19 protein-coding genes and 1 pseudogene are annotated in these 21,783 nt (G+C 72.1%); 5 read left to right on the top strand and 15 right to left on the bottom strand.

The genetic code is table 11. The annotated features are described in order from the left end of the window. Positions 1-5: 5 nt before the first annotated feature. Positions 6-806, bottom strand: coding sequence for a crotonase/enoyl-CoA hydratase family protein (locus tag AB0435_RS06200; protein WP_366426329.1), 801 nt, complete (start codon positions 804-806; stop codon positions 6-8). Between the two features lie 293 nt (positions 807-1,099). Between AB0435_RS06200 and AB0435_RS06195 the strand changes: the two genes are divergently transcribed. Both AB0435_RS06195 and AB0435_RS06190 read left to right on the top strand, forming a co-directional pair. Then, on the top strand, positions 1,100-2,722 hold the full coding sequence (locus AB0435_RS06195) for an acyl-CoA synthetase (protein WP_366426328.1): 1,623 nt from the start codon (positions 1,100-1,102) through the stop codon (positions 2,720-2,722). 150 nt (positions 2,723-2,872) lie between these two features. Beyond that, the gene (locus AB0435_RS06190; protein ID WP_366426327.1) at positions 2,873-4,780 is read left to right on the top strand and encodes a phosphocholine-specific phospholipase C; all 1,908 of its coding nucleotides are present in this window, start codon (positions 2,873-2,875) and stop codon (positions 4,778-4,780) included. A 177-nt stretch (positions 4,781-4,957) separates the two neighbouring features. Here the strand turns inward: AB0435_RS06190 and AB0435_RS06185 are convergent, their stop codons facing one another. The 7 genes and pseudogenes from AB0435_RS06185 to AB0435_RS06155 form a co-directional block, all read right to left on the bottom strand. Further along, positions 4,958-5,119, bottom strand: coding sequence for a hypothetical protein (locus tag AB0435_RS06185; RefSeq protein ID WP_366002547.1), 162 nt, complete (start codon positions 5,117-5,119; stop codon positions 4,958-4,960). 46 nt (positions 5,120-5,165) lie between these two features. Beyond that, on the bottom strand, positions 5,166-5,627 hold the full coding sequence (locus AB0435_RS06180; RefSeq protein WP_366426326.1) for a hypothetical protein: 462 nt from the start codon (positions 5,625-5,627) through the stop codon (positions 5,166-5,168). An 83-nt stretch (positions 5,628-5,710) separates the two neighbouring features. After that, complete coding sequence (locus AB0435_RS06175; protein ID WP_366426325.1) at positions 5,711-5,935, bottom strand: hypothetical protein; 225 nt, start codon at positions 5,933-5,935, stop codon at positions 5,711-5,713. Between the two features lie 344 nt (positions 5,936-6,279). Next, positions 6,280-7,128 carry a helix-turn-helix transcriptional regulator gene (locus AB0435_RS06170; protein ID WP_366002550.1) on the bottom strand — a complete coding sequence of 283 codons (849 nt, stop codon included), beginning with the start codon at positions 7,126-7,128 and terminating at the stop codon, positions 6,280-6,282. A gap of 12 nt (positions 7,129-7,140) precedes the next feature. Next, positions 7,141-7,653, bottom strand: a complete 513-nt coding sequence (locus AB0435_RS06165; protein ID WP_366002551.1) for a DUF6879 family protein — start codon at positions 7,651-7,653, stop codon at positions 7,141-7,143. A 5-nt stretch (positions 7,654-7,658) separates the two neighbouring features. Next, positions 7,659-7,901, bottom strand: coding sequence for a hypothetical protein (locus AB0435_RS06160; protein WP_366002552.1), 243 nt, complete (start codon positions 7,899-7,901; stop codon positions 7,659-7,661). A gap of 199 nt (positions 7,902-8,100) precedes the next feature. Continuing rightward, positions 8,101-8,670, bottom strand: a pseudogene (locus tag AB0435_RS06155) (major capsid protein); the annotation flags it as partial. Positions 8,671-9,202: 532 nt separating this feature from the next. Here AB0435_RS06155 and paaK point away from each other — a divergent pair. Continuing rightward, entirely contained in the window at positions 9,203-10,486 is a 1,284-nt protein-coding gene (paaK, locus tag AB0435_RS06150; RefSeq protein WP_366426324.1) for a phenylacetate--CoA ligase PaaK, read from the top strand. 7 nt (positions 10,487-10,493) lie between these two features. On the opposite strand, the gene AB0435_RS06145 is transcribed toward paaK, so the two are convergent. From AB0435_RS06145 to AB0435_RS06130, 4 genes are all read right to left on the bottom strand, one after another. Beyond that, entirely contained in the window at positions 10,494-12,041 is a 1,548-nt protein-coding gene (locus tag AB0435_RS06145; protein WP_366426323.1) for an acyl-CoA synthetase, read from the bottom strand. 71 nt (positions 12,042-12,112) lie between these two features. Then, positions 12,113-13,231 (bottom strand): nitronate monooxygenase, encoded by a 1,119-nt coding sequence (locus AB0435_RS06140; RefSeq protein WP_366002555.1) that lies wholly within the window; start codon positions 13,229-13,231, stop codon positions 12,113-12,115. Between the two features lie 69 nt (positions 13,232-13,300). Continuing rightward, positions 13,301-15,556 carry a serine/threonine-protein kinase gene (locus AB0435_RS06135; RefSeq protein ID WP_366426322.1) on the bottom strand — a complete coding sequence of 752 codons (2,256 nt, stop codon included), beginning with the start codon at positions 15,554-15,556 and terminating at the stop codon, positions 13,301-13,303. Beyond that, on the bottom strand, positions 15,538-16,464 hold the full coding sequence (locus tag AB0435_RS06130) for an oxygenase MpaB family protein (RefSeq protein WP_366002557.1): 927 nt from the start codon (positions 16,462-16,464) through the stop codon (positions 15,538-15,540). Before AB0435_RS06130 ends, AB0435_RS06135 begins: the two co-directional genes overlap by 19 nt. Before the next feature lie 262 nt (positions 16,465-16,726). Here AB0435_RS06130 and AB0435_RS06125 point away from each other — a divergent pair, with 262 nt between their 5' ends. After that, positions 16,727-18,064, top strand: coding sequence for a GAF domain-containing SpoIIE family protein phosphatase (locus AB0435_RS06125; RefSeq protein ID WP_366002558.1), 1,338 nt, complete (start codon positions 16,727-16,729; stop codon positions 18,062-18,064). Between the two features lie 12 nt (positions 18,065-18,076). On the opposite strand, the gene AB0435_RS06120 is transcribed toward AB0435_RS06125, so the two are convergent. Together AB0435_RS06120 and AB0435_RS06115 are read right to left on the bottom strand one after the other, a co-directional pair. Beyond that, positions 18,077-19,264 carry an acyl-CoA dehydrogenase family protein gene (locus AB0435_RS06120; RefSeq protein ID WP_366426321.1) on the bottom strand — a complete coding sequence of 396 codons (1,188 nt, stop codon included), beginning with the start codon at positions 19,262-19,264 and terminating at the stop codon, positions 18,077-18,079. Positions 19,265-19,422: 158 nt separating this feature from the next. After that, positions 19,423-20,205, bottom strand: coding sequence for a phosphatase PAP2 family protein (locus AB0435_RS06115; RefSeq protein WP_366002560.1), 783 nt, complete (start codon positions 20,203-20,205; stop codon positions 19,423-19,425). 68 nt (positions 20,206-20,273) lie between these two features. Between AB0435_RS06115 and AB0435_RS06110 the strand changes: the two genes are divergently transcribed. After that, positions 20,274-21,119, top strand: a complete 846-nt coding sequence (locus tag AB0435_RS06110; protein WP_366002561.1) for a TetR/AcrR family transcriptional regulator — start codon at positions 20,274-20,276, stop codon at positions 21,117-21,119. Here the strand turns inward: AB0435_RS06110 and AB0435_RS06105 are convergent. Further along, positions 21,059-21,757, bottom strand: coding sequence for a maleylpyruvate isomerase family mycothiol-dependent enzyme (locus AB0435_RS06105; RefSeq protein WP_366426320.1), 699 nt, complete (start codon positions 21,755-21,757; stop codon positions 21,059-21,061). The genes AB0435_RS06110 and AB0435_RS06105 overlap by 61 nt on opposite strands. Between the last annotated feature and the right edge of the window lie 26 nt (positions 21,758-21,783).

The raw sequence follows: 21,783 nt of genomic DNA, 5'->3' as shown, positions 1-21,783 counted from the left end.
TGGGCTCAGGCGCGCCGGAAGACGGGCGGGCGCTTCTCGGCGAAGGCGCGGGCGCCTTCCTTGGCGTCGGCGGTGTCGAAGATCCGCATGCCGCGTTCGAGTTCGACGGCGAGGGCGTCGGGCTCGTCGAGACCGGCGGTCTCGTAGGCGCACGCCTTGACCGCCTCCACGGCCAGCGGACCGTTGGCGTTGACGAGTTCGGCGGTGGCGAGAGCCGACTCCAGGGCGGTGCCGTCGGGCACGACCCGTCCGACGAGCCCGATGCGCTCGGCCTCGTGGGCGGTGTACGGGCGGCCGGTGAGCAGCATTTCGAGGGCGTGGGTGCGCGGGATCTGGCGGGTGAGGCGGACGGTGGAGCCGCCGACGGGGAAGAGGCCGCGCCGTACCTCGAAGAGGCCGAAGGTGGCGCTCTCGCCCGCGACGCGGATGTCGGTGCCCTGGAGGATCTCGGTGCCACCCGCGACGCAGGGGCCCTCGACGGCGGCGATGACGGGTTTGCGGGGGCAGTGGTGGCGGAGCATGGCCTTCCAGTGGAGGTCGGGGTCCGCCTTCAGCCGGTCCCGGCAGGTGTCGTCGGCCGGTCCCCGACCGGCGAGCGCCTTGAGGTCCATGCCGGAGCAGAAGGCTCCGCCCGCGCCGGTGAGGACGACGGAGCGGATGGTGTCGTCCTCGTCAGCCTCGGCCCAGCCGTCGTGGAGCCCGACCAGCATCGGCAGGGAGAGGGCGTTCCTGGCCTGCGGCCGGTTGAGGGTGAGCAGCAGGGTGGCGCCGACGCGCTCGACCACGAGGTGCGCGGTCCCGCTCATGGGGTGCCTCCTCTTGTCCGGCTGTCCGGTCCGGCTGTCCCCGTCCGGCTGTCCGGCGACGGAGAACAGGGTGGCGGAGGCGGGTCCGCACTTCAAGAGTTTTCTGACATCCCGTCAGATTTCTTGGGCGGCTGCCCTTCCCACTCACCGCGCCCGGCGCTCTAATGACCGCCGGGCCGTCCCGGCCGCCGCACCGCCGCCGCCCCCGTCCGCACCGAGCGGCCGTGCCCCGCCGTACCGCCGCCGCCGCGCCCCGCCCGGTACCGCCCGGCAGGAGGAGACCAGGAGGAGACATGGACGTGAACCTCGCCGACCTCTTCGAGTCGGTCGTCGACACGGTGCCCGGCCGGGAGGCCCTGGTCCACATCGACCACCCGGGCGGCGGCACGGAGCGGCGGCTGACGTACGCGCAGCTCGACGCGGCGGCCGACCGGCTGGCCCACCACTTCCGCGACAGCGGCATCCGGCCCGGCGAGCACGTGGGCCTGCACCTCTACAACGGCGTCGAGTACCTCCAGACCCTCTGGGCGTGCCTGAAGCTCCGGGCCGTGCCGGTCAACGTCAACTACCGCTACGTGGAGGAGGAGCTGACCTATCTCTACCGGGACGCCGACCTGGCGGGGCTGGTCTTCGACGCCGAGTTCACCGGGCGGGTGGCGGCGGCGCTGCCCGGGGCGGAGCGGATCCGCCACCTCGTCCGCGTCGGCCCGCCGCCCGAGGACGCCCCCAGGCCCCCGATCGAGCCCGTGCCCTTCGCGGACGCCGAGGCGTCCGGCGCCCCGGGGCGCGACTTCGGGCCGCGCTCCGGCGACGACCAGATCATCATCTACACCGGTGGCACCACCGGCATGCCCAAGGGCGTCATGTGGCGGCAGGAGGACCTCTTCTTCTCGGGGCTCGGCGGCGGCGCGCCGACGGGCGACCCGGTGCGGCGGCCCGAGGAGCTCGCCGAGCGGGTCGCGGCGGGCGGCGAGGGCCTCGTCTTCTTCCCCACCGCGCCCCTGATGCACGGCACGTCCACGCTGACGGCCTTCATCGCCTTCGACTTCGGCCAGAAGGTGGTCCTGCACCGCAAGTACGTGCCGGAGGAGGTGCTGCGGACCGTCGCGAAGGAGCGGGTCACCTGCGTCTCGCTGGTGGGTGACGCGATGCTGCGGCCCCTGGTGGAGGCACTGGCGGGGCCGCTGCGGGGCACGGACTGCTCGTCGCTGTTCAGCGTCAGCAGCTCGGGGGCCGTCCTGTCGGACACCGTACGGGAGGAGTTCGCGGCGCTCCTGCCGCACGTGGCGCTGGTGAACAACTTCGGCTCGTCGGAGTCCGGCTTCAACGGCACCGCGACCGACGACGGCGGCCGTGGCCTGCGGGTGCGTCTCAACGACCGTACGGCCGTGGTCGACCCGGTGACGTACGAACCGGTGGGCACCGGCGAGGTCGGACGGGTCGCGCAGCGCGGGCACGTGCCGCTCGGCTACTACAACGACCCGGCGAAGACCGCGGAGACGTTCTTCCAGGCGCGGGGCGAGCGGTGGGTCCTGCTCGGGGACATGGCGACAGTGGGCGCGGACGGCGTGGTCACCGTCCTGGGGCGCGGCTCGCAGTGCATCAACACCGGTGGCGAGAAGGTCTATCCGGAAGAGGTCGAGGAAGCGCTCAAGGCCCACCCGGATGTGTACGACGTGCTGGTCACCGGCGTGCCCGACGCCCGGTGGGGGCACCGCGTCGCGGCCGTCGTCCAGCCCCGGCCCGGTGCGCGCCCGCCGACGCTCGGCGCGCTCCAGGAGCACTGCCGCGCCCGGCTGGCGGGGTACAAGGTGCCGCGCAGTCTCGTCCTCACCGACCGCGTCGAGCGCTCGCCCAGCGGCAAGGCGGACTACCGCTGGGCGCGGGCCGTGGCCTGCGGCGAGCGCGCCCCGTAGCGCTTTTGCCAGGTCTTGACGCGCGGGACACCTCCTGTGCGCGCGGTGGACACGGCGCACTCCGCGCGCGTTGGGGCGGCGGTGGCCGCGTGGGCCTTCAATCGGCGCGGTCCCTCTTCCACGTCCCGCCCCCTTCCTCCAGGAGTCATCGTGACCCCCTTGTCCCGTCGTGGTTTCCTCGGCGCGGCCGCCGGCGCCGCCGCGCTCGGCGCCCTGCCGTCCTCGCTCCAGCAGGCCATGGCCGCGAGCTCGCCGTCCGGCAGGCCGGACGATGTCGAGCATGTGGTGATCTTCATGCAGGAGAACCGCTCCTTCGACCACTACTTCGGCACGCTCAAGGGCGTACGGGGCTTCGGGGACCGTTCCCTGCTGCGCTTCCCCGGCGGCTCCGACGTCCTGCGCCAGACGGCGCTCGGGCCGCTCGGCGGCAGTGTGCTGACGCCCTGGCACCTGGACACGGCCGCGACCGACGCCCAGCGCGTGCGCGACCTCGACCACGGCTGGGCGGGGACGCACAGCGCCTGGAACGGCGGCAGATACAACAACTGGATCCCCGCCAAGAGCGCCTGGACCATGGGGTACTACCAGCGCGCCGACATCCCCTTCCAGTTCGCGCTGGCCGAGGCGTTCACCGTCTGCGACCAGTATTTCTGCTCCGTGCAGGGACCGACCAACCCCAACCGGCTCTACCAGTGGACGGGCATGATCGACCCGGGCGGCAGGAACGGCGGCCCGGTCACCGACAACTCCGAGAAGGGCTACACCTGGACCACCTACCCCGAGCGCCTCGACGCCGCCGGGATCTCCTGGCGCGTCTACCAGCAGCAGGACAACTACGACGACAACCCGCTGGCCTGGTTCAGCCGGTTCAAGAGCGCGAAGACCGACTCGTCGCTGTACGTCAACGGCATGCAGCGCCGCCCGGCCGACGCCTTCGCCCAGGACGTCGCGAGCGGCCGGCTGCCCGCCGTGAGCTGGATCGTCGCCCCCGAGCGGCAGTCCGAGCACCCCGCCTACCCGCCCGCGTACGGCGCCGACTACACCGCGAAGTACGTCCTGGAGTCGCTGGCCGCGCACCCCGAGGTCTGGGCGAAGACGGTGCTCTTCCTGAACTTCGACGAGAACGACGGCTTCTTCGACCACGTCGCCCCGCCCGTGCCGCCGTCCGGCACCCCCGACGAGTTCATCGGCGGCGCACCCATCGGCCTCGGGCCGCGGGTCCCGATGACCGTGATCTCACCGTGGAGCCGGGGCGGACACGTCCACTCCGAGGTGCTCGACCACACCTCGCCGCTGCGCTTCCTGGAGAACTGGACCGGCGTCAAGGAGCCCAACATCTCCGCCTGGCGGCGCACGGTGTGCGGCGACCTGATGAGCGCCTTCGACTTCACCACGAAGAACACCTCCTTCCCCGCCCTGCCGGACACGACGGCCCTCGTCGCCGCCTGCGACGCACAGGACTCCCTGCCCGACGCCAAGCCCCCGGCCACCGCCACCCGCCCCGTGCAGGAGGAGGGCACCCGCCCGGCCCGGCCGACCGGCTACGGCTTCGACACCACGTCCTGGACCGACACCTCCACCAACCGCCTGTGGTTCAAGGTCGTCAACACCGGCCGGCTGGGCGCGGGCTTCACGGCCTACGCGGTGAGCCACCGGGCGTACGAGGCATGGCACTACACCGTCCCGGTGGGCGGCAGCGCGAGCGACTACTTCAGCGCGCTCACGTACGGCGGCGGCAAGTACGACATCGACCTGCACGGCCCCGACGGCTACCTGCGCGGCTTCAAGGGAGACGTCCGGACGTGGACGAACGCCGCGAAGGGCCACCCGGAGGCGGCGGTGACGGCTTCTGTGCAGGGGCTACGGCTGACTCTGACCAACGGCGGGGGCGCGCGCGTGCTCTTCACCGTCTCGGACGGTACGACTGCCGCGGTCGAGGGCGGCGGGCGTACGGAGCTGACGGTCGCCGTGCCCTCGTCCGGTGCGTACGACGTGACCGTCACGGCCGACGTGGGCGACGGCTTCGAACGGCGCTTCGCGGGGCGGGCCTTCGCCTGAGGAGCCCTTGCCGCGCGGCTCCGCCGCGTGGGGGCTCCGCCCGCAGGGCGCTGGCGGTCCGGGGGGCTCCCCGGTTTCGGGAAGCCCCAAAGCTCGTAACGGGTACTTCTACGAAAGGGCTGAAGGGGCCCCGCCCGGAGGGTTCCCCGGACGGGACGGGGCACTCGTTCAGCGGGTCTATTCAGTGGGCTTGCGGTCTGGGGTTGGTCCGCCTTCGTCGGGCAGGATGAAGCCCCGCACGACCTTGGGCTTGCCCTCGCCGGATTCTGCTGCGCGGGCTTGTGCCTCCCTCATGGCCTTGACGACCCTCGCGTAGCGGGGGTCTGTCCAGTCGATCACGTCGCACCTCCCTTGGCGGCAGCGTACGGCGTGTTGGCCGGGCAGGTCAGGAGACCGGGGGTTCCGGCTTGGGCATGGGGCGGATTGCGCATCTCGGCGCGTGCTGGCAGTTCGCCGCCACGGAGACGAGGCCGTCTTGGGGCCCCCTCCACAACTCGTCATCGACGGAGTAACCCGCCTCCTCGATGACCGCGCGGGTGCGCTCCAGGACCTCGGGGTCGTAGTGGGTCGGGTCGTAGCCGGGTGAGTGCTGCACGAACCGGCCGTGTTGCTCGCACAGTTCCTCATGCAGCCGCGTGTGAACGATCAAGGCGTGCCATCCCTCGTCCACCACACGCGAGGGCGCCAAGGGAACTGCGGGGAAGCATGCCGCCGCCACGACGAACTTTGTCGCCTCGTCCACGATCCGCCCGGCCATGTCCTCCGTCATGTCGGGGTTGCTGTCCCTTACCGTCTTGATCACTCCTGCCCGCTGCTCTCCGGTGAGCAGATCACTAACATGGCGCATGTGCATGCCCCTCCTGGTGTCGGGTGTGTGCGCCCCGTCCCGGCCGTCATCGCTGTCCAGGCTTTCGGCCGGGGCGGGGGTCTCTACTCAGCGCGAACCACCATCGCGAACGATGTGCGGATGCGCCGAAACCCAGCGTGTCCGGACCGGCCCGTGTGGCTCATGCACTCCACATCGACGCCCGCCGAGTCTTCAGTCGCCGTTGCCTTCCACTTGCAGTGCAGGCACTCGGCCTCAAAGGTCACGTCCGTGTCCGGGTGCTCCGCGATCCGGTGGATCACATACCGCATGGTCACCTTGATGCTCACAGTCCGCCCTTACGACTCCGCTGGTTGACTTCCGCGACCTTGGCTCTCAGCCCTTCGGAGGGCGACGTCGACGGGGGCGCGTAGTCCGGACAACGTGCGCTTCTGCACTGACACTTGGGCCACCTGAGCCCGTCACCGGGCGCCAGGTCCGCACCGCCAGGGCCAGGAACGCCCTTTCGCACCAGGAGCACGCCACCGACCCCGCACGCCCCGGAGAGGCGGGAGAGGAACCGCCGCGCGTCGCTGCTCTGTGCCGTGTCGGGCTGCTCGCTCTGTTCCATGCCGTCGACGCTAGGAACGCGACGGGCTCAACTGCCAGGGGATTTCACGAGGTTGCACGACAATCACCCGAGGGCGGTCATGGCTGCCGTAATCAGCGCGCGGGCATTCGCCCCGTAGACCGCCATATCGGCCAGCTGCGCAAACGTATCGGCGTACATGCCTACCTCGCTGGGTTGCGTGATCGTGAGGTAACCGGAGATCAACTCGACGTTGACCTGAGCCGCATCGTAGATCCAGAACCCCTCTACCGGCATCCGCGAACGATCCGCCTGGTCGGGTACCACGCCCAGGCTGATGTTGGGCAGTGAGCCGATCGTCAGTAGATGATCAAGCTGCCCTGTAAGCGCGTCTGCCCCACACAGCCCGTTCCGCAAGACCGACTCCTCGACAAGGAACGCGAACCGCCGGTCACCCTCGTACAGCACACGCTGACGCTCCATGCGCGCCTGCACAGCGCCGGATACGTCGTCCACCTCGACTCGCCTCCGCTGAACGGCGCGCAATACGGCCTCGGTGTAGTCACGTGTCTGGATCAATCCGGGCACGAGCCACGATGAGTACGAGCGAAATCGGTGGGTGCGCTCATAGAGCGGCAAGCGCGCTTCCTGCGCCTGTTTGAGCCCAGCACGCTCCATGCGCCGCCACCCGATCCACATGCCCTCAGCGGTCCGCAGCGAGGCGATCAGATCGGCGGTCTGCCCTTCTGCGCCGGCCGCCTGGCACCACGCCCGAATGTCGTCAGCGGATGGGGGTGTGCGGGCGTTCATGATGCGGGACGACTTGGCTGCGGACCAACCGCACAGGCGGGCGATATCGCGCCCGGACAGGCCAGCATCCCGGCACAGTTCAGCGAGACGATTCGCCAGAACCTGCCGGGCCTGCTGGGCACTTGAAGAGGGTGAGATGGTCATGGTTGCGATGGGTCAGCGGAGCCGGTACTCCTCGTGCGGCGTGGCCCGTTCCCAGACCGCTTCAAACGCCGACTTCACCAGCTCCACTACTGCCGGTTCGGTGCGCCATTCGCGGTCAACCACTTCGCCGATCCCGGAGAAGTAGGTGAACAGCACCGAAGTTCCGTCGAACATCCACAGGTCGGTTCCGGGTAGGGCGATGTCGGCCGCCTTGCGCCGGGGCAGCCAGCGGACGCGTTCGCCGGCTGCAACATTCGGGAACGTCACGTCGTACTCGTACCGGATGTAGTCAGTGACCGGCTCGGAAATGATCCGGGCACGCTTCATCGCAACGCCGCGCGCCGTCGTCTCGGTCACCACGTCCAGGAACGGGCGCCACCACGAGGACCGGTCGGCGGGGTCCAGGCGCTTGCCCTGCTGCCACGCGATGAACTCGGGGTCACTGGGCTGGTAGGCGTCGCGCATCTCCAAGTGGACGGCCGACTCCTTAGCCTTGGCCAGGCCCTCATGTACGGGGGTCGTCATCGCTTCTACTCACTGTCAGGCTTGGGGATGTACTGGAGCATGACTTTGGGGAGCCTGATGATCGTCTCGTGATCAGGCACGTCCGTGGAGTGGCCGGGGATGGAGCCGATTTCCTGGCATGCCTTCACCTCTTCCTCCGTGGCCCTGTAGGACTGGATCAGCAGGTCCCCGGTTTCCTGGTCGAGCCAGATCGTCGGTGAGTCCGTGTCCGGCGTGTTCGGGATGATCCCGAGGAACTTTAAGGTCATGCTCGCCTCCGCTGTCGAGTGGGTTGCACAGGTGTGCACGAGCGTCACGCTTGCTACTGATCAGCGCAAGAGGGCACGGGCGCATAGCACTTGAAGCGACGCACAGACGTGACGAAACCCCCACACTCGCCGCCCCTGTGGAGTGAGAGCCCGGGGGCTTGGCGGTGTCGTCAGCCAACGAGGACGTTGTCAGCCCGGCAGCTGCCTTGCCACCAAAGAGGGCGAGGCCGCAGTAGAAGTCGATGCGGGTGCGGTAGACGGGCTTGTCGTGGGACTCGCCGAGGTCGGTGGTCTGGACTCCGCCGTTGGTCAGCCCGGGTACCCCGGCGTCGGCCTCGCCGGCTCCGAAACGAACGGTGTAGATGTCGCCGGTCTGCTTCCCGCCGGTACCCGTGGTCAGCGGCAGCACGTCGGTTCCGTCCAGCTTCTGCCCGGCATCCAGGAGCGGCACCCCCTTCCACGTGCCGGTGCGCTTGCCCGCGATCTCCTCACGCAGGAGTTCGCCGCCGCCGAGCCGACGGAACCCCGACTCGGCCTTCGCCCGGATCGCAGCGTTCATGTACAGCGCGCCGTTGGAGCCGCTGATGCCCCGTACCTGCGCGGCCAGCGCGTCCAGGAGGTCAAAGAAGTCATGGCCGTTGGCGACCGGCCCGGCCCCCTTCGCGTCGAGGACCTGACTGCCGAGCAGCCGCTTGCGCAGTCCGTCGAACCCCTTCGGGTTCACCTCCACGTCACCGTTGAAGAACTGGTCTGCGAAGTGGACGGACGCGGCCTTGACCTTTTAGGTGATTTACTCCATCATCGGCCACCTCGCAAGGGTCGCATGCAGACAACCGCGCAGATCAGCGAGCGTAGATGGCCCCTACCTTTGCGACATGACGACATACGCACTGGTGCTGTTGACGGCCTCACTTCCAATCCTGGTAGCGGTCCTTGTGGCATGCCTCAGCACCAACGCAAGCCAGCGAGCGGACGCATATCGCGTCTTGGCCCGCATGTGCAGCGCCGCAGAGAAGATCGTCAGTCCCCACCGTCGTACCTAGGGATCAACGAGCTGCCGCTCGGGGCTTGTGGTCTCGTCGGTGCGGACCGACAGTCGGATGCACCGGACCCCGCGCAGGGTCTCGGCGAATACGGTTCCCGCAGTGGTTCCCGCAGGTGTAGTGCTCTGTTCCATGCCCTCCGTGGAGATCAGAGCTTGCCGGGACCGCTTGACCTGCGACGATGCCACCATGGGCCGACCACTCCAGAACTATAACTCCGGAGCTTTGGGAAGGGGCGGGGCCGGGGAAGATCCCGCCATGGCGGACGCAGCGGAACAGATGTCACGTGCCGAGCTCGACCGGCTGCAGCTGACGCGCCTGCGCGACACCCTGCGGCGCGTCTACGAGCGCGTGCCCTTCTACCGGCACGCCTTCGACGCCGTCGGCGTGCGGCCCGAGGACTGCCGGACGCTCGCCGATCTCGCGCGGTTCCCGTTCACGACGAAGGCGGATCTGCGTGAGCACTACCCGTTCGGGATGTTCGCCGTGCCGGAAGGTGAGGTGCGGCGGATCCACGCCTCCAGTGGTACGACGGGCACGCCGACCGTCGTCGGCTACACACAGGGGGATCTCGACACGTGGGCCGGGCTCGTCGCGCGCTCGCTGCGGGCGGCCGGTGTCCGGCCGGGGGACAAGGTGCATGTGGCCTACGGGTACGGCCTGTTCACCGGCGGGCTGGGGGCGCACTACGGAGCGGAGCGGCTCGGCTGCACGGTGATTCCCGCGTCCGGCGGGATGACCGAGCGACAGGTCCGGCTCCTGACGGACCTCCGTCCCGAGGTCATCATGGTGACGCCGTCCTACATGCTCACCCTGCTCGACGAGTTCGAGCGCCAAGGGCTCGACCCCCGCGCCTCCTCACTGCGGATCGGTGTCTTCGGGGCCGAGCCCTGGACGGAGGGGATGCGGCGGGAGATCGAGGAGCGGTTCGCGCTCGACGCGGTGGACATATACGGCCTGTCCGAGATCATGGGCCCGGGCGTCGCGCAGGAGTGCGTGGAGACCAAGGACGGGCCGCACATCTGGGAGGACCACTTCTGCCCGGAGATCGTGGACCCGGTCACGGGTGAGGTGCTGCCCGAGGGCGAGCACGGTGAGCTGGTCCTCACCTCGCTCACCAAGGAGGCCATGCCCGTCGTCCGTTACCGCACCCGCGACCTCACGCGGCTGCTGCCCGGCACCGCCCGTGCCTTCCGGCGCATGGAGCGGATCACCGGGCGCAGCGATGACCTGATCATCGTGCGCGGGGTCAACCTCTTCCCCGGGCAGGTCGAGGAGATCGTGCTGCGCACCCCGGGCGTCGCCCCGCACTTCCAACTGCGGCTGACGCGCGAGGGCCGGATGGACCACCTCACTGTGCGTGCGGAGGCCCGTCCCGGGGCGACGCCGGGGCGGCGCGCCGAGGCGGCCGGGGAGATCGCCCGCCGGGTGAAGGAGGGCATCGGGGTGTCGGCCGCCGTGGAGATCGTGGACCCCGGCACGCTGGAGCGCTCGACGGGCAAGCTCAGGCGCGTCGTGGACGACCGCGCGCCGAGGCCGTGAGCCGAGGTCAGAGGGCACGCCCGCGGGAGCGCCAGTGCGGGTCGCGCAGCCGGCGTTTGTAGAGCTTGCCGTTGGGGTCGCGGGGCATGTCGGCGATGAACTCGACGGCCCGGGGCCGCTTGTAGCCCGCCAGGTGGCGCGCGCAGTGGGCGAGGAGCTCCACGGCCAGCGGGGCACCGGGCGCGTGGCCGTCGGCCGGCTCCACCACGGCTCGCACCTCCTCGCCCCAGTCGTCGTGCGGGACGCCGAAGACGGCGGCGTCGGCCACGGCGGGGTGGGCGAGGAGCACGGACTCGACCTCGGCGGGGTAGATGTTGACCCCGCCGGAGATGATCAGGTCGATCTTGCGGTCGCGGAGGAAGAGATAGCCGTCCTCGTCCAGGAAGCCGAGGTCGCCGACGGTGAAGAAGTCGCCGATCCGGTTCTCACGGGTCTTGCCGTCGTCCTTGTGATAGGCGAAGCCGCCGGTGGTCATCTTCATGTAGACGGTGCCCAGTTCACCCGCGGGCAGCCGGCGGCCGGCGTCGTCGAAGACGGCGAGTTCGCTGATGGGCCAGGCCCTGCCGACGGTGCCGGGCTTCTTCAGCCAGTCCTCGGCGGTGGCGAAGGCTCCCCCGCCCTCGCTGGCCGCGTAGTACTCCTCGACGCAGTTCCCCCACCACCGGATCATCGCCCGCTTGACGTGGTCGGGGCAGGGGGCGGCGCCGTGGACGGCGTGCCGCATGGAGGAGACGTCGTACGCGGCCCGTACGTGCGCGGGCAGCCCCAGCAGCCGCTGGAACTGGGTGGGGACCATGTGGGTGTGCGTACAGCGGTGGGTGTCGATGAGGCGCAGCATCTCCTCGGGGGTCCATTTGTCCATGACCACCAGCCGGTGGCCGAGGTGCAGGGAGGCGGCCGCGAACTGGAGGACCGCCGTGTGGTAGAGCGGCGAGCAGACGAGGTGGGTGTTGTCGTCGAACGGCTCGATGCCGAAGATGCCGAGGAAGCCGCCGAGATGGCTCTCCTCGGGCGGCTTCCCGGGCAGGGGGCGGCGGATGCCCCGTGGCCTGCCGGTGGTGCCGGAGGTGTAGTTCATGACCCAGCCGAGCGTGCGGTCGGCCGGCGGGGTGCCGGGGCGGCCGGCGAGGAGCCCTTCGTACGGGCGGAAGCCGGGGATGTCGCCGACGGCGTAGCGGCGCCCGGCGGGCAGCCCCGCGCCGTCGGCCGCGGCGGTCGCCGCGGCGGCGAACCGTTCGTGGGCGATGAGCGCCCCCGCCTCCGCGTCCGCCACGATCCAGGCGATCTCCTGGCCGAGCAGGTGGTGGTTGACGGGGACGAGGTAGAAACCTGCCTGGGTGGCGGCGAGGCAGGCGGTGAGGAGTTCCTCGCCGTTGGGGAGGACGACGGCGAAGGAGTCGCCCCGGCGGAGGCCGACGGCGCGCAGGCCGCGGACCAGCCGGTTGGCGGCGGCGTGGAGTTGGCCGGCGGTGCGGGTGCGGCCGTCGGGGGTGACGAGCACGGTGCGTTCCGGGTCGGCGGTGGCCTGTGCCCAGAACCCTTCGGGGTGCGGCATGGGGTGCTCCTCAGTGGGTGGGCTCCGCGATGGCGTCGATCTCAACGGGTCTCAGCCGGTCTCGGCCGGTCTCAGCTCCGGGAGGGGCCGGTGCGGCCCGCGATGCGGTTCATCCGGTCGACCGCCCGCTCGAAGCCGGCCGTCAGGTCGTCGAAGACGGCCTGGACACTGCGCCGGGAGTTCATCCGCCCCACGATCTGCCCGACCGGTGTGCCGAGCAGCGGCTCCACCTCGTACTTCTGGATGCGGGACAGGGCCTCGGCGACGAGCAGCCCTTGCAGCGGCATGGGGAGCGGGCCGGGCCCGCCCGGGTCGTCCCAGGCGTCGGTCCAGGCCGTGCGCAGCTGGCGGGCCGGTTTGCCGGTGAGCGCGCGGGAGCGCACGGTGTCGTCGGAGCCCGCGGCCAGGAGCTTCGCGGTCAGGGCGGGCGAGTGCAGTTCGGCCTCCTCCGTGGTGAGCCAGAGCGAGCCCAGCCAGACGCCCTGCGCGCCGAGCGCGAGTCCGGCGGCGATCTGTTCGCCGCTGCCGATGCCACCGGCGGCCAGGACGGGCAGCGGGTCGACGGCCCGTACGACCTCGGGGGTGAGCACCATGGTGGCGATCTCGCCGGTGTGGCCGCCCGCCTCGTAGCCCTGGGCGACGACGATGTCGATGCCCGCCTCGGCGTGCCGGACGGCGTGCCGGGCGCTCCCGGCGAGCGCGGCGACGAGGACGCCGCGCTCGTGGGCCCGGCGGACGACGTCGGCGGGCGGCGGTCCGAGGGCGTTGGCGAGCAGGCTGATCTGGTGGTCGAAGGCGACGTCGAGCTGGGCGCGGGCGACCTCCTCCATCCAGCCGGTGATGCGCCACCCGGAGCGGTCCCCGGGGCCGAGCCCGGGGACGCCGTGCCTGGCGAGGGTCTCCTGGACGAAGCGCCGGTGCGCGTCCGGGATCATGGCCTCGACGTCGGCCTCGGTGACGCCCTCGACCTTCTTGGCGGGCATGACGACGTCGAGCCCGTACGGCTTGCCGTCGGTGTGCGCGGCCATCCAGTCGAGGTCCCGGGCGAGGGCGCCGGGGTCGGCGTACCGCACGGCGCCGAGCACGCCGAGTCCCCCGGCGCGGGTGACGGCGGCGGCCACCGCGGGGAAGGGGGTGAAGCCGAAGACCGCGTGCTCGATTCCCAGTCGCCTGCTCAGCTCGGTCTCCATGGGCGGCAGGATGCCGCAGCGGGCCGGGCGAGGGAAGAGTTTTTCTGACGCGACGTCAGATCCGGGGGTTCATCTCCGGTACGGCTCCCCACGGGTGGCCCGCGTCCTGCGCAGCGCCGCGACCTGGCGGTGGAGCTCGACGGCCTCGGCGGAGCGGCCGAGCTGTTCCAGGCAGTGGGCCTCGTCGCCGCGGCTGGCCAGGGCGTCGGGGTGGTCGGCGCCCAGCACCCGCTGGCGGGCCTGGGCCACCTCGCGGTAGCGGGCGAGCGCCTCGGTCCAGCGGCCGAGCCAGCCGAGGGCGACCGCGGTCTCCCGGCGGCTGACGAGGGTTTCGGGGTGCTCGGCGCCCAGCACCCGCTCGCGGATCGCGCACACGTCGCGCGCCTCGGCGAGCGCCTCCTCCCAGCGGCCGAGCCGGCCGAGGTTGACACCGAGGCAGTGCCGGGCCCGCAGGGTGTCGGGGTGCTCCTGCCCCTGGGCCTGGGTGCGTTCGTCCACGAGGTCGCGGAAGAGCCGGAGCGCCTCCGTGCTGCGGCCGAGCCGGCCGAGGCAGATGCCGGCCTCGTAGCGGGCGGCGAGCGTGTCGGGGTGGTCGGCGCCGAGCGCGCGCTGCCGGGCGGCGGCCACCTCGCGGTAGGTCCGCAGCGCGTCGGTCCAGCGGCCCAGCTGGCCGAGGGCGTAGCCGACCTCGTAGCGGGTGACGAGGGTGTCCGGGTGGCTCGCGCCCAGGACGCGGGCGCGGGCGTCGGCGACCTCGCGCGCCATGCCGTACGACTCCTCCAGCCGCCCCAGACGGCCCAGGTTGAAGGCGAGGTTGTGGCGGCAGCGCAGGGTGTCGGGGTGCTCGGGGCCCATGGCGCGGTCGCGGGCGGCGAGCACGGCGGCGTAGACGTCGTGGGCCTCGGCGTACCGGCCGAGCTGTCCGAGCACGTACGCGGTCTCCTGGCGGGCGGCCAGCGTGTCCGGGTGGTCGGCGCCCAGGGCGCGTTCGCGTCCGGCCGCGGCGCGGGCGTACTCGCGCAGCGCGTCGGCGGGGCGGCCCTGCCTGCTGAGGGTGAAGGCGGCCTCGTACCGGCTGGCGAGGGTGTCGGGGTGGTCGGCGCCGAGGGCGCGTTCACGCTCGGCGGCGACCTCGCGGTGCGCCTCGCCGGACTCGGTCCAGCGGCCCAGCCTGCCGAGCCGCAGCGCCTCCTGATGGCGCGTCGCGAGGTCGGCCACGGTCTCGGGGGACGGCGGCGCGGCGGCCTCGGGGCGCACGGCGGCGGGCCCGGTCCAGGCTCCGGTGAGCGAGGCGGCCGGGTCGGGGGGCGGGGCGGGCAGGACGCCGGGACCGGTCGCCTTGGAACCGGTGGTCATGTTCCGGGCCCAGTGCGGGAGCCGGGGCGGTTCCGGCAGGCGTACGGAAGCGCGCAGGGGGCGCGGGCGGGCTTCGGGGAGCGTGCGGGGCACGGTGGTGGCGTGCCCGGACAGGGCGAGCTCCAGCAGCCGTTCGTGGAGGACACCGGCGTCGGGCGGCCGGGCGTCGGGGTCCTTGGCGAGCAGGTCGAGGACGATCTCCTCGAACGTTTCCGGCAGTTCGGGACGGATCTCCCGCAGAGGGGTGGGCGGGGTGTCGCGGTGGCCGACGAGGACGGCCCAGGCGTCGTCCATGTCGAAGGGCGGGGCGCCCGTGGCGATCTCGTAGAGCACACAGCCCAGGGAGTAGAGGTCGCTGCGGTGGTCGACCTGGCCGCCGCCGATCTGCTCGGGCGACATGTAGTGCGGGGTGCCCATGGCGATGCCGGTGCCGGTGAGGCGCGAGGACGGCGCGGAGAAGCCGATGTCGTGGCCGAGGCGGGCGATCCCGAAATCGCATATCTTCACGGCGCCGTCGGTGAGCCGCATGATGTTGGCGGGCTTGAGGTCCCGGTGCACCACGCCCTGCCGGTGGGTGTACGCGAGGGCCGCAGCGACCTGCTCGGAGATCCCGATCACCTCGGGCACGGGCAGGGGACGCTGGTCGTTGTCCTCCATGAGCTCGCTGAGGTTGCGGCCGTCGAGCAGCTCCATGACCAGGAAGAGCACGCCGTCGGACTCGCCGAAGTCGTGGATGACGGTGATGCCGCGGTGCTGGAGCCCCGCGGCGAGGCGCGCCTCGCGCCGGAACCGCTCGCGCAGCACGCGAAGGTAGGACTGCTCATGCTGGGGCCCCATCGGCTTGAGGCACTTGACGGCCACCTGGCGGCCGAGCGATTCGTCGCGGGCCCGCCACACCTCGCCCATGCCGCCCCGCCCGATCCGCTCGAGCAGCAGGTACCGGCCCTGGATCAGCCTGGATTCCACCATCCCTCGCCGCCGCCCCCGTCGCGTCGCTGTGCCTCCCCCGGCCCGACCAGTATGGCGGCCCGTCTTTGCAGGTTGTAGGAGGAAGGGCGGCTACCGGCGCCCAGCCTGCCGACGGCCCGGAGGATGTGTTTGGGCGGGAGTTGCCATCGTACGGTGGCGGGGACGGAGCGCAGGACGGTACCCGCGCGGCGCAGGCGGCGGGTGACGACGGGAGGGGGCGGGGCCGGGCGCCCGTAGAGCTCGTGCGCGTAGGGAGGCAGCGCCCCGTAGGCGAGGGAGGCCACCGTCCCCCACACGAGGGCGCGCGCGGGTCTGAGCAGGGGGCGCACCGGCGGGCGGCACAGGAAGGCGTCGACCTGACGCGCCTCCGGGGTGAGGGCCAGGCCGGGCCGCGCCTTCTCGAAGTACGCCGCCATCGCCTCCGTCGAGGCCGGGACGCCGGCGGGGTCGAGGCCGACGAGCCGGGCGGAGGCCCGGTGCTCGGCCAGGAAGGCGTCGGCCTGGGCCGCGGTGAGCGGGATGCCGGAGCGGCGGACGACCTGGAGGTAGGAATCGACCTCGGCGCAGTGCACCCACAGCAGCAGTTCGGGGTCGTCGACGCCGTAGCGCTCGCCGGTGTCCGGGTCGGTGGCCGACAGCCGCCGGTGGATGCCGCGGACGCCCGCGCCCGCGCGCTCGGCGGCCTCCGTGGTGCCGTAGATGGTGGTGCCCACGAAGTTCGCGGTCCGCCGCAGCCGCCCCCAGGCGTCCTGCCGGAAATCGGAGTTCTGCGTCACCCCGCGGACCGCGCGCGGGTGCAGCGCCTGGAGCCACAGCGCGCGGATGCCCGCGATCCACATCATCGGGTCACCGTGCAGCTGCCAGGCGACCGAGGCGGGCCCGAAGAGCCCGGGGTCGGCTTGCGGCATGGGCACACCTCCGGTGGTCGGCTGCGGCTCCTACGATACGTGCTGCCGGGGCCGCTCAATCCCCCGCGGAACACGGGTGGTTGACCGTTCGGGGAGGGGCGCGCACCGAGGCCCCGGACGCCGGGTCCGCCCGGGCACGTCCGTGACCGGTTCACGCCGCCGCGCGGGGGTGCCGGAGCGTGCCGCCGGCCGCACCACGGCCACCGTACTGACATACGGTCATTCCCCACCCCGGAGCGGCCGATTCACTAGTGTCTGAGCGGTGGCGACAAGCGAGACAGACAACGGACACCCCCACCGCGACCTCACCGGCCACCGGCCGGCCCTCGACGAGGACCTCGACCGGCTCGGGCAGCAGCTGGCCGAATTCGCCCGCACGCAGGAGCGCATGCGCGGGTTACTGGGGGCGATACTCGCGGTCAGCGGGGAGCTGGACCTCCCCGTGGTGCTGCGCCGCATCGTGACCACCGCCATGGAGCTGGTCGGGGCCCGCTACGGAGCTCTCGGCGTCCTCGACGAGGACGGCACCGAACTCGCCGAGTTCATCCCCGTGGGCCTGTCCGAGGAGGAGAGACAGCGGCTGGCGGGGGTGGCGCTCCCGCACGGCCAGGGGCTGCTGGGCCTGCTCATCAGCGACCCGCGGCCGCTGCGGGTCGAGGCGATCCCCGGGCATCCGCAGGCGACGGGGTTCCCGCCGGGCCACCCTCCGATGCGCTCGCTCCTCGGGGTCGCCATCACCGTGCGCGGCAAGGTCTACGGCAATCTCTACCTCACCGACCGCGAGGACAGCGGCGCCTTCGACGCCGCCGACGAGGCGGTGGTGATCGCGCTGGCCGGCGCGGCCGGTGTCGCCATCGAGAACGCCCGCCTGTACGGGCAGGTGCGCGCGGGTGCCGAGCAGTTCCAGCGGCTGCTGCTGCCGAGCCTGCCCGACCTCTCCCCCTTCGGCTCCTGGGCCGTCTACCAGCCCGCGGCGGACCCGGCGCTGCTCGGCGGCGACTGGTACGACGCGATGGTGCTGCCCGACGGCACCCGCGTGGTGATCGTCGGCGACGTCCTCGGCCACGACGTGCGGGCCGCCGCCACGATGGCGCAGATCCGCAACATGCTCCGGGCCCTGGCCTTCGACTCCGACGCGCTGCCCAGCGAGCTGCTCAGCCGCCTCGACCGCACCCTGGAGGCCGTCACGGAGCCCACGATGGCCACCGTGTGCGTGGCCCGCATCGCGCCGTGCGAGGGCGGCTGGTCGCTCCTGTGGAGCAGCGCGGGCCATCCGCCGCCGCTCGTGGTGGCCGAGGACGGCGGCACGCGCTTCCTCGACGCCGACGCCGACGTGCCGATCGGGGTCGACGCCGGGCTGGTCCGCCGCGACCACCGGCACGTGCTGCCGCCGGGGGCGACCGTCCTGATGTTCACCGACGGCCTGGTCGAGCACCCGGGCCGCGACTTCGACGAGGGCCTGCGCATGGTCGCGGACGTCGCCGCGGCGCACGCCCAAGACTCCCTGGCCGTCCTGGCCCAGGCCGTGGCGGACGCCCGCCCCGGCGACGGCCATGACGACATGGCGATCCTGGCCCTGCGCACGCCGGCCGGGAGCTGAACGCGGTCAGGCTCAGCGCCGCACCCTCGGCATCCCCAGGCCGATCCAGGAGATGATCTCGCGCTGGATCTCGTTGTTGCCGCCGCCGAAGGTGAAGATGACGGCGCTGCGGTAGCCGCGTTCGAGTTCGCCGTGGAGGGCCTCGCCCGCCGAGCCCTCCTTGAGGGGGCCCGCGGCGGCGAGGATCTCCATCAGCCAGGCGTAGGCGTCGCGGCGCGCCTCGGAGCCGTAGACCTTGGCGGCCGAGGCGTCCTGCGGGGTGAGGGTGCCCCGCTGGAGCGCGTCCACCATCTGCCAGTTGAGCAGCTTCATCGCGTCGAGGCGCAGATGCGTGCGGGCCAGCCGGCCGCGGACCCAGCCGAGGTCGGCGACGCGGCGGCCGTCGGGCAGCCGGGTGGCCGCGGCCCAGCGCCGGACGTCGCGCAGGGCGCGGATCGCGGTGGCACCGTGGGCGGCGAGGGTGACGCGCTCGTGGTTGAGCTGGGTGGTGATCAGCCGCCAGCCCTTGTTCTCCTCCCCCACGCGGTTGCGGACGGGGACGCGGACGTTCTCGTAGTACCCGGCGGTGGTGCCGTGGGAGGCGAGGGTGTCGATGCGGGTGTACGAGTAGCCGGGGGCGCCGGTCGGCACGAGGAGGATGCTGATGCCGCGGTGGGGCGGTACGCCCTCCTCCACGGGGGCGGTGCGCACGGCGAGCCAGATCCAGTCGGCGGTGTCCCCGTTGGTTGTCCAGATCTTCTGTCCGTTGACGACGTAGTCGTCGCCGTCGCGCACGGCGCGGGTCTTCAGCGAGGCGAGGTCGGTGCCCGCGTCGGGCTCGCTGTAGCCGATGGCGAAGTCGATCTCCCCGGAGAGGATCCGGGGCAGGAAGTACGCCTTCTGCTCGGGGGTCCCGTACTGCATGATCGTCGGTCCGACGGTGTTGAGCGCCATGAGCGGCAGGGGCACCCCGGCCTGTGCGGCCTCGTCGAAGAAGACGAACTGTTCCATCGGGGTCATCCCGCCGCCCCCGTACTCCTTCGGCCAGCCCACGCCCAGGCGGCCGTCGGCGCCGAGCCGGCGGATGGTGTCGCGGTAGAAGCGCTTCTGCAGGGCGGGGTCGGTGTGCCGGGCGTAGGCGTTGTCGGGGACGAGAGTGGCGAAGTAGTCCCGCAGTCCGGCGCGAAGCCGCCGCTGCTCCGGTGTGTGGTCGAGGTCCATGGGCCCTCCGTAAGGTCGCGCCGTCGCCGCGGGTGACGGCGCACACACTAGAACCCGTTGCAGAAATCCGGAAGGCGGCGGGAACGACGGCGGGCCGGCCGCCCCTGGCGACCGGCCCGCTGGATTCTGCTGGTTCCCGGTGGTTTCCGGTGGAGGCGTCAGCGCCCCGCGTGCTTGCGGTGGCGTCCGCCGGTGGGCGCGGAGCCGCTGCCCGCGGCCCGCCTGCGCCCGCTCGGCACGGCCCCGTGGGCGTGCGCCGCGTCCTGCTCGCCCAGCTCACGGGAAAGCCCGAAGCGCTCCATCAGCGGCAGCTTGTGCAGCCGCGGCAGCAGCCAGGCGTGCCAGATGCCGGTCACGAAGAAGATCGCGGAACCGGCGATCAGCACCGAGCCGAGGGTGTCCGTGGGGTAGTGGGCGCCGACGTACATCCGGGAGAAGGCGACGAGCAGCACCGCGAGGACGCCGCAGACCAGGACGGTCCGGCGGTGACGGGTCTCGCGGAGGAGGAAGTACGCGGCGACCACCGCGGCGACGGTGAAGGCGGTGTGGCCGCTGGGGAAGCTGTTGGAGCCGATCTCGGGGTCGAGCATGAACTCCCGGGGCGGCCGGGGACGGGCCACGATGGCCTTCGCCAGCTGCGTACTGTTCCAGCCGACCGCGACGACGAGGAAGGTGGCCACCGCGCGCATCGGCCGCCGCCGCACGAACAGCAGCCAGCCGCTCCAGACCGCGAGGATCACGACTCCGGCCACCGGCGAGGCCAGATAGCTGACCCCCTCCATCGTGTGATTCAGCCAGCCGGTGCGGAGCTTCTGGATCGTGCGGTCCAGCCCGAGGTCGTGCGGCTGGATCAGGTGGGTGTGCGCGGCGACCAGTCCCAGCGTGATCGCGAGCGCGAACAGCAGGATGGAGTTGCGCAACCAGTGGCGCACGTACGGCATGGGTGGGGCGTCCTTTGTATCGGTAGGGCGGTACCGGCACGGCAGTACACGCGCAGGTGACGAGCGCAATGCCGCGCGGGTCGTCGGCACGGCTGTACGCAAAGCTACACGCGCGGCCCGCGCGGCCCACCCGCTCTTCCCCGGCCGGTCCCCCTGGCGCGACGGCGCGTTACCGTACGCATACGGAAACAGTATCCTCGGACGCCTGCGAAGATCGGGAACGCTCCGCGCGGCGCCCTCGCGCGCCCGGTGGCGGCGGACCCGGCGGCACGCGTACGAAAGAGGGCAGAACACTGACCGGCAGCACACCCGAACGCCCGAAGCGGGGACGGCCGTCCCGGCTGTCGCGCGAGCACATCGTCACCGCCGCCTACGAGATCATCGTCAAGGAGGGCGCGGAGAACCTGACGATGCGCCGGCTGGCCGGCGCGCTGGGGAGCACGGCGATGGCGGTCTATCACCACGTGCGGGACAAGGACGAGTTGCTGACGCTGACCCTGGAGCACGCGGCCCGCACGCTGCCGCGGCCGGAGCTTCCGGAGGAGCCGCGGGAGCGGCTGGCCGCGGTCTGCGGGCTGATGCACCAGGCGTTCGTGAGCAACCCGTGGGTGGTGCCCATCGTGGCGCGCGGGGAGCCTGCGGGCATGCCCGCGGTGTGGATGACGGAGGAGATCGTCGCCGCGCTCGTCGGCTGCGGGCTCAGCCGGGAACGGGCGGTCGAGGCGCACCGGACGATCTGGTACTACACGACCGGGCAGATCCTCGCGACCGTGCCGCGGCCGGGCGGTCCGCCGCCGGAGGACCGGATCGCGGCCGACGGCGAGCGCCCGGCCGGGGCCGAGGGGCGGCACGGCTATCTGCGGGGGGTGCGGCACATCCTCGACGGGGTGCTGCCGGCGCCCGGCTCCCACTGAGGGCGCCTGCGCAGCTCCTCCGCCCCCGCCCCCGACAGCCGGTCGAGGGCGGCCGGGCGGCCGGTGAGGAGCAGCAGGATCGAGCCGATCGGGCCCTCCACCTCGTGGCCCTCCCCCGCGGCCCATTCGGTGTCCGTCGCGGCGATGCGCAGGCCCCAGAGGTTCTTCCGGGCATGGAAGGGGAAGCCCGTCGTCCAGACGCGGGTGGCGGCGGCGGCCGCCGCTCGCGGCGGCATCTCGCGCGGCCTGCCCAGCGGCAGCGCGATGTCCTGGCCGTGCACGAGGACGTCCAGGAGCGGCTCCAGGTGGCTCGTGCCGACGGCATGGCGGCGGGATCCGGCCGTCTGCCGGATCTCGGCGGCCAGCGCCGCGGTGGGCCGCCGCGCGGCGTACCGCCGGGCGGTGTCGCGCACCATGCGGTGGAAGCTGCCCCGCGCCCGTACGAGAGCGATCAGCGTGGCGCCGGGGCCGGTGCGCGACAGGGCGAGGTGGGCGGCGACATCACGCACGCGCCAGCCCTCGCAGAGGGAGGGCCGCTCCCACTCCTCGTCGGAGAGCCGGTCCAGCAGGTCGGCGAGGCTCCGGCGCTCGGCGCCGGCCGTCCGCCAGACCTCTTCGACGTCCATTCCGCTGATCACCCCCGTTCACACGACGGTATGCCCAT

This window comes from Streptomyces sp. NPDC051173 (assembly GCF_040689515.1).
Lineage (GTDB): Bacteria > Actinomycetota > Actinomycetes > Streptomycetales > Streptomycetaceae > Streptomyces.
Note: the sequence above shows the minus strand (reverse complement) of the source record. Positions and strands in the feature narration are given on the sequence as shown.

Coding starts and splice junctions, on each gene's coding strand:
- AB0435_RS06130 (WP_366002557.1), bottom strand. CDS start 16,464: ATGCCGCAAGCCGACCCCGGGCTCTTCGGGCCCGCCTCGGTCGCCTGG.
- AB0435_RS06200 (WP_366426329.1), bottom strand. CDS start 806: ATGAGCGGGACCGCGCACCTCGTGGTCGAGCGCGTCGGCGCCACCCTG.
- AB0435_RS06115 (WP_366002560.1), bottom strand. CDS start 20,205: ATGCCGTACGTGCGCCACTGGTTGCGCAACTCCATCCTGCTGTTCGCG.
- AB0435_RS06180 (WP_366426326.1), bottom strand. CDS start 5,627: ATGCGCCATGTTAGTGATCTGCTCACCGGAGAGCAGCGGGCAGGAGTG.
- AB0435_RS06135 (WP_366426322.1), bottom strand. CDS start 15,556: ATGGTGGAATCCAGGCTGATCCAGGGCCGGTACCTGCTGCTCGAGCGG.
- AB0435_RS06170 (WP_366002550.1), bottom strand. CDS start 7,128: ATGACCATCTCACCCTCTTCAAGTGCCCAGCAGGCCCGGCAGGTTCTG.
- AB0435_RS06145 (WP_366426323.1), bottom strand. CDS start 12,041: ATGCCGCACCCCGAAGGGTTCTGGGCACAGGCCACCGCCGACCCGGAA.
- AB0435_RS06140 (WP_366002555.1), bottom strand. CDS start 13,231: ATGGAGACCGAGCTGAGCAGGCGACTGGGAATCGAGCACGCGGTCTTC.
- paaK (WP_366426324.1), top strand. CDS start 9,203: ATGGCGGACGCAGCGGAACAGATGTCACGTGCCGAGCTCGACCGGCTG.
- AB0435_RS06195 (WP_366426328.1), top strand. CDS start 1,100: ATGGACGTGAACCTCGCCGACCTCTTCGAGTCGGTCGTCGACACGGTG.
- AB0435_RS06160 (WP_366002552.1), bottom strand. CDS start 7,901: ATGACCTTAAAGTTCCTCGGGATCATCCCGAACACGCCGGACACGGAC.
- AB0435_RS06120 (WP_366426321.1), bottom strand. CDS start 19,264: ATGGACCTCGACCACACACCGGAGCAGCGGCGGCTTCGCGCCGGACTG.
- AB0435_RS06165 (WP_366002551.1), bottom strand. CDS start 7,653: ATGACGACCCCCGTACATGAGGGCCTGGCCAAGGCTAAGGAGTCGGCC.
- AB0435_RS06110 (WP_366002561.1), top strand. CDS start 20,274: ATGCCGCGCGGGTCGTCGGCACGGCTGTACGCAAAGCTACACGCGCGG.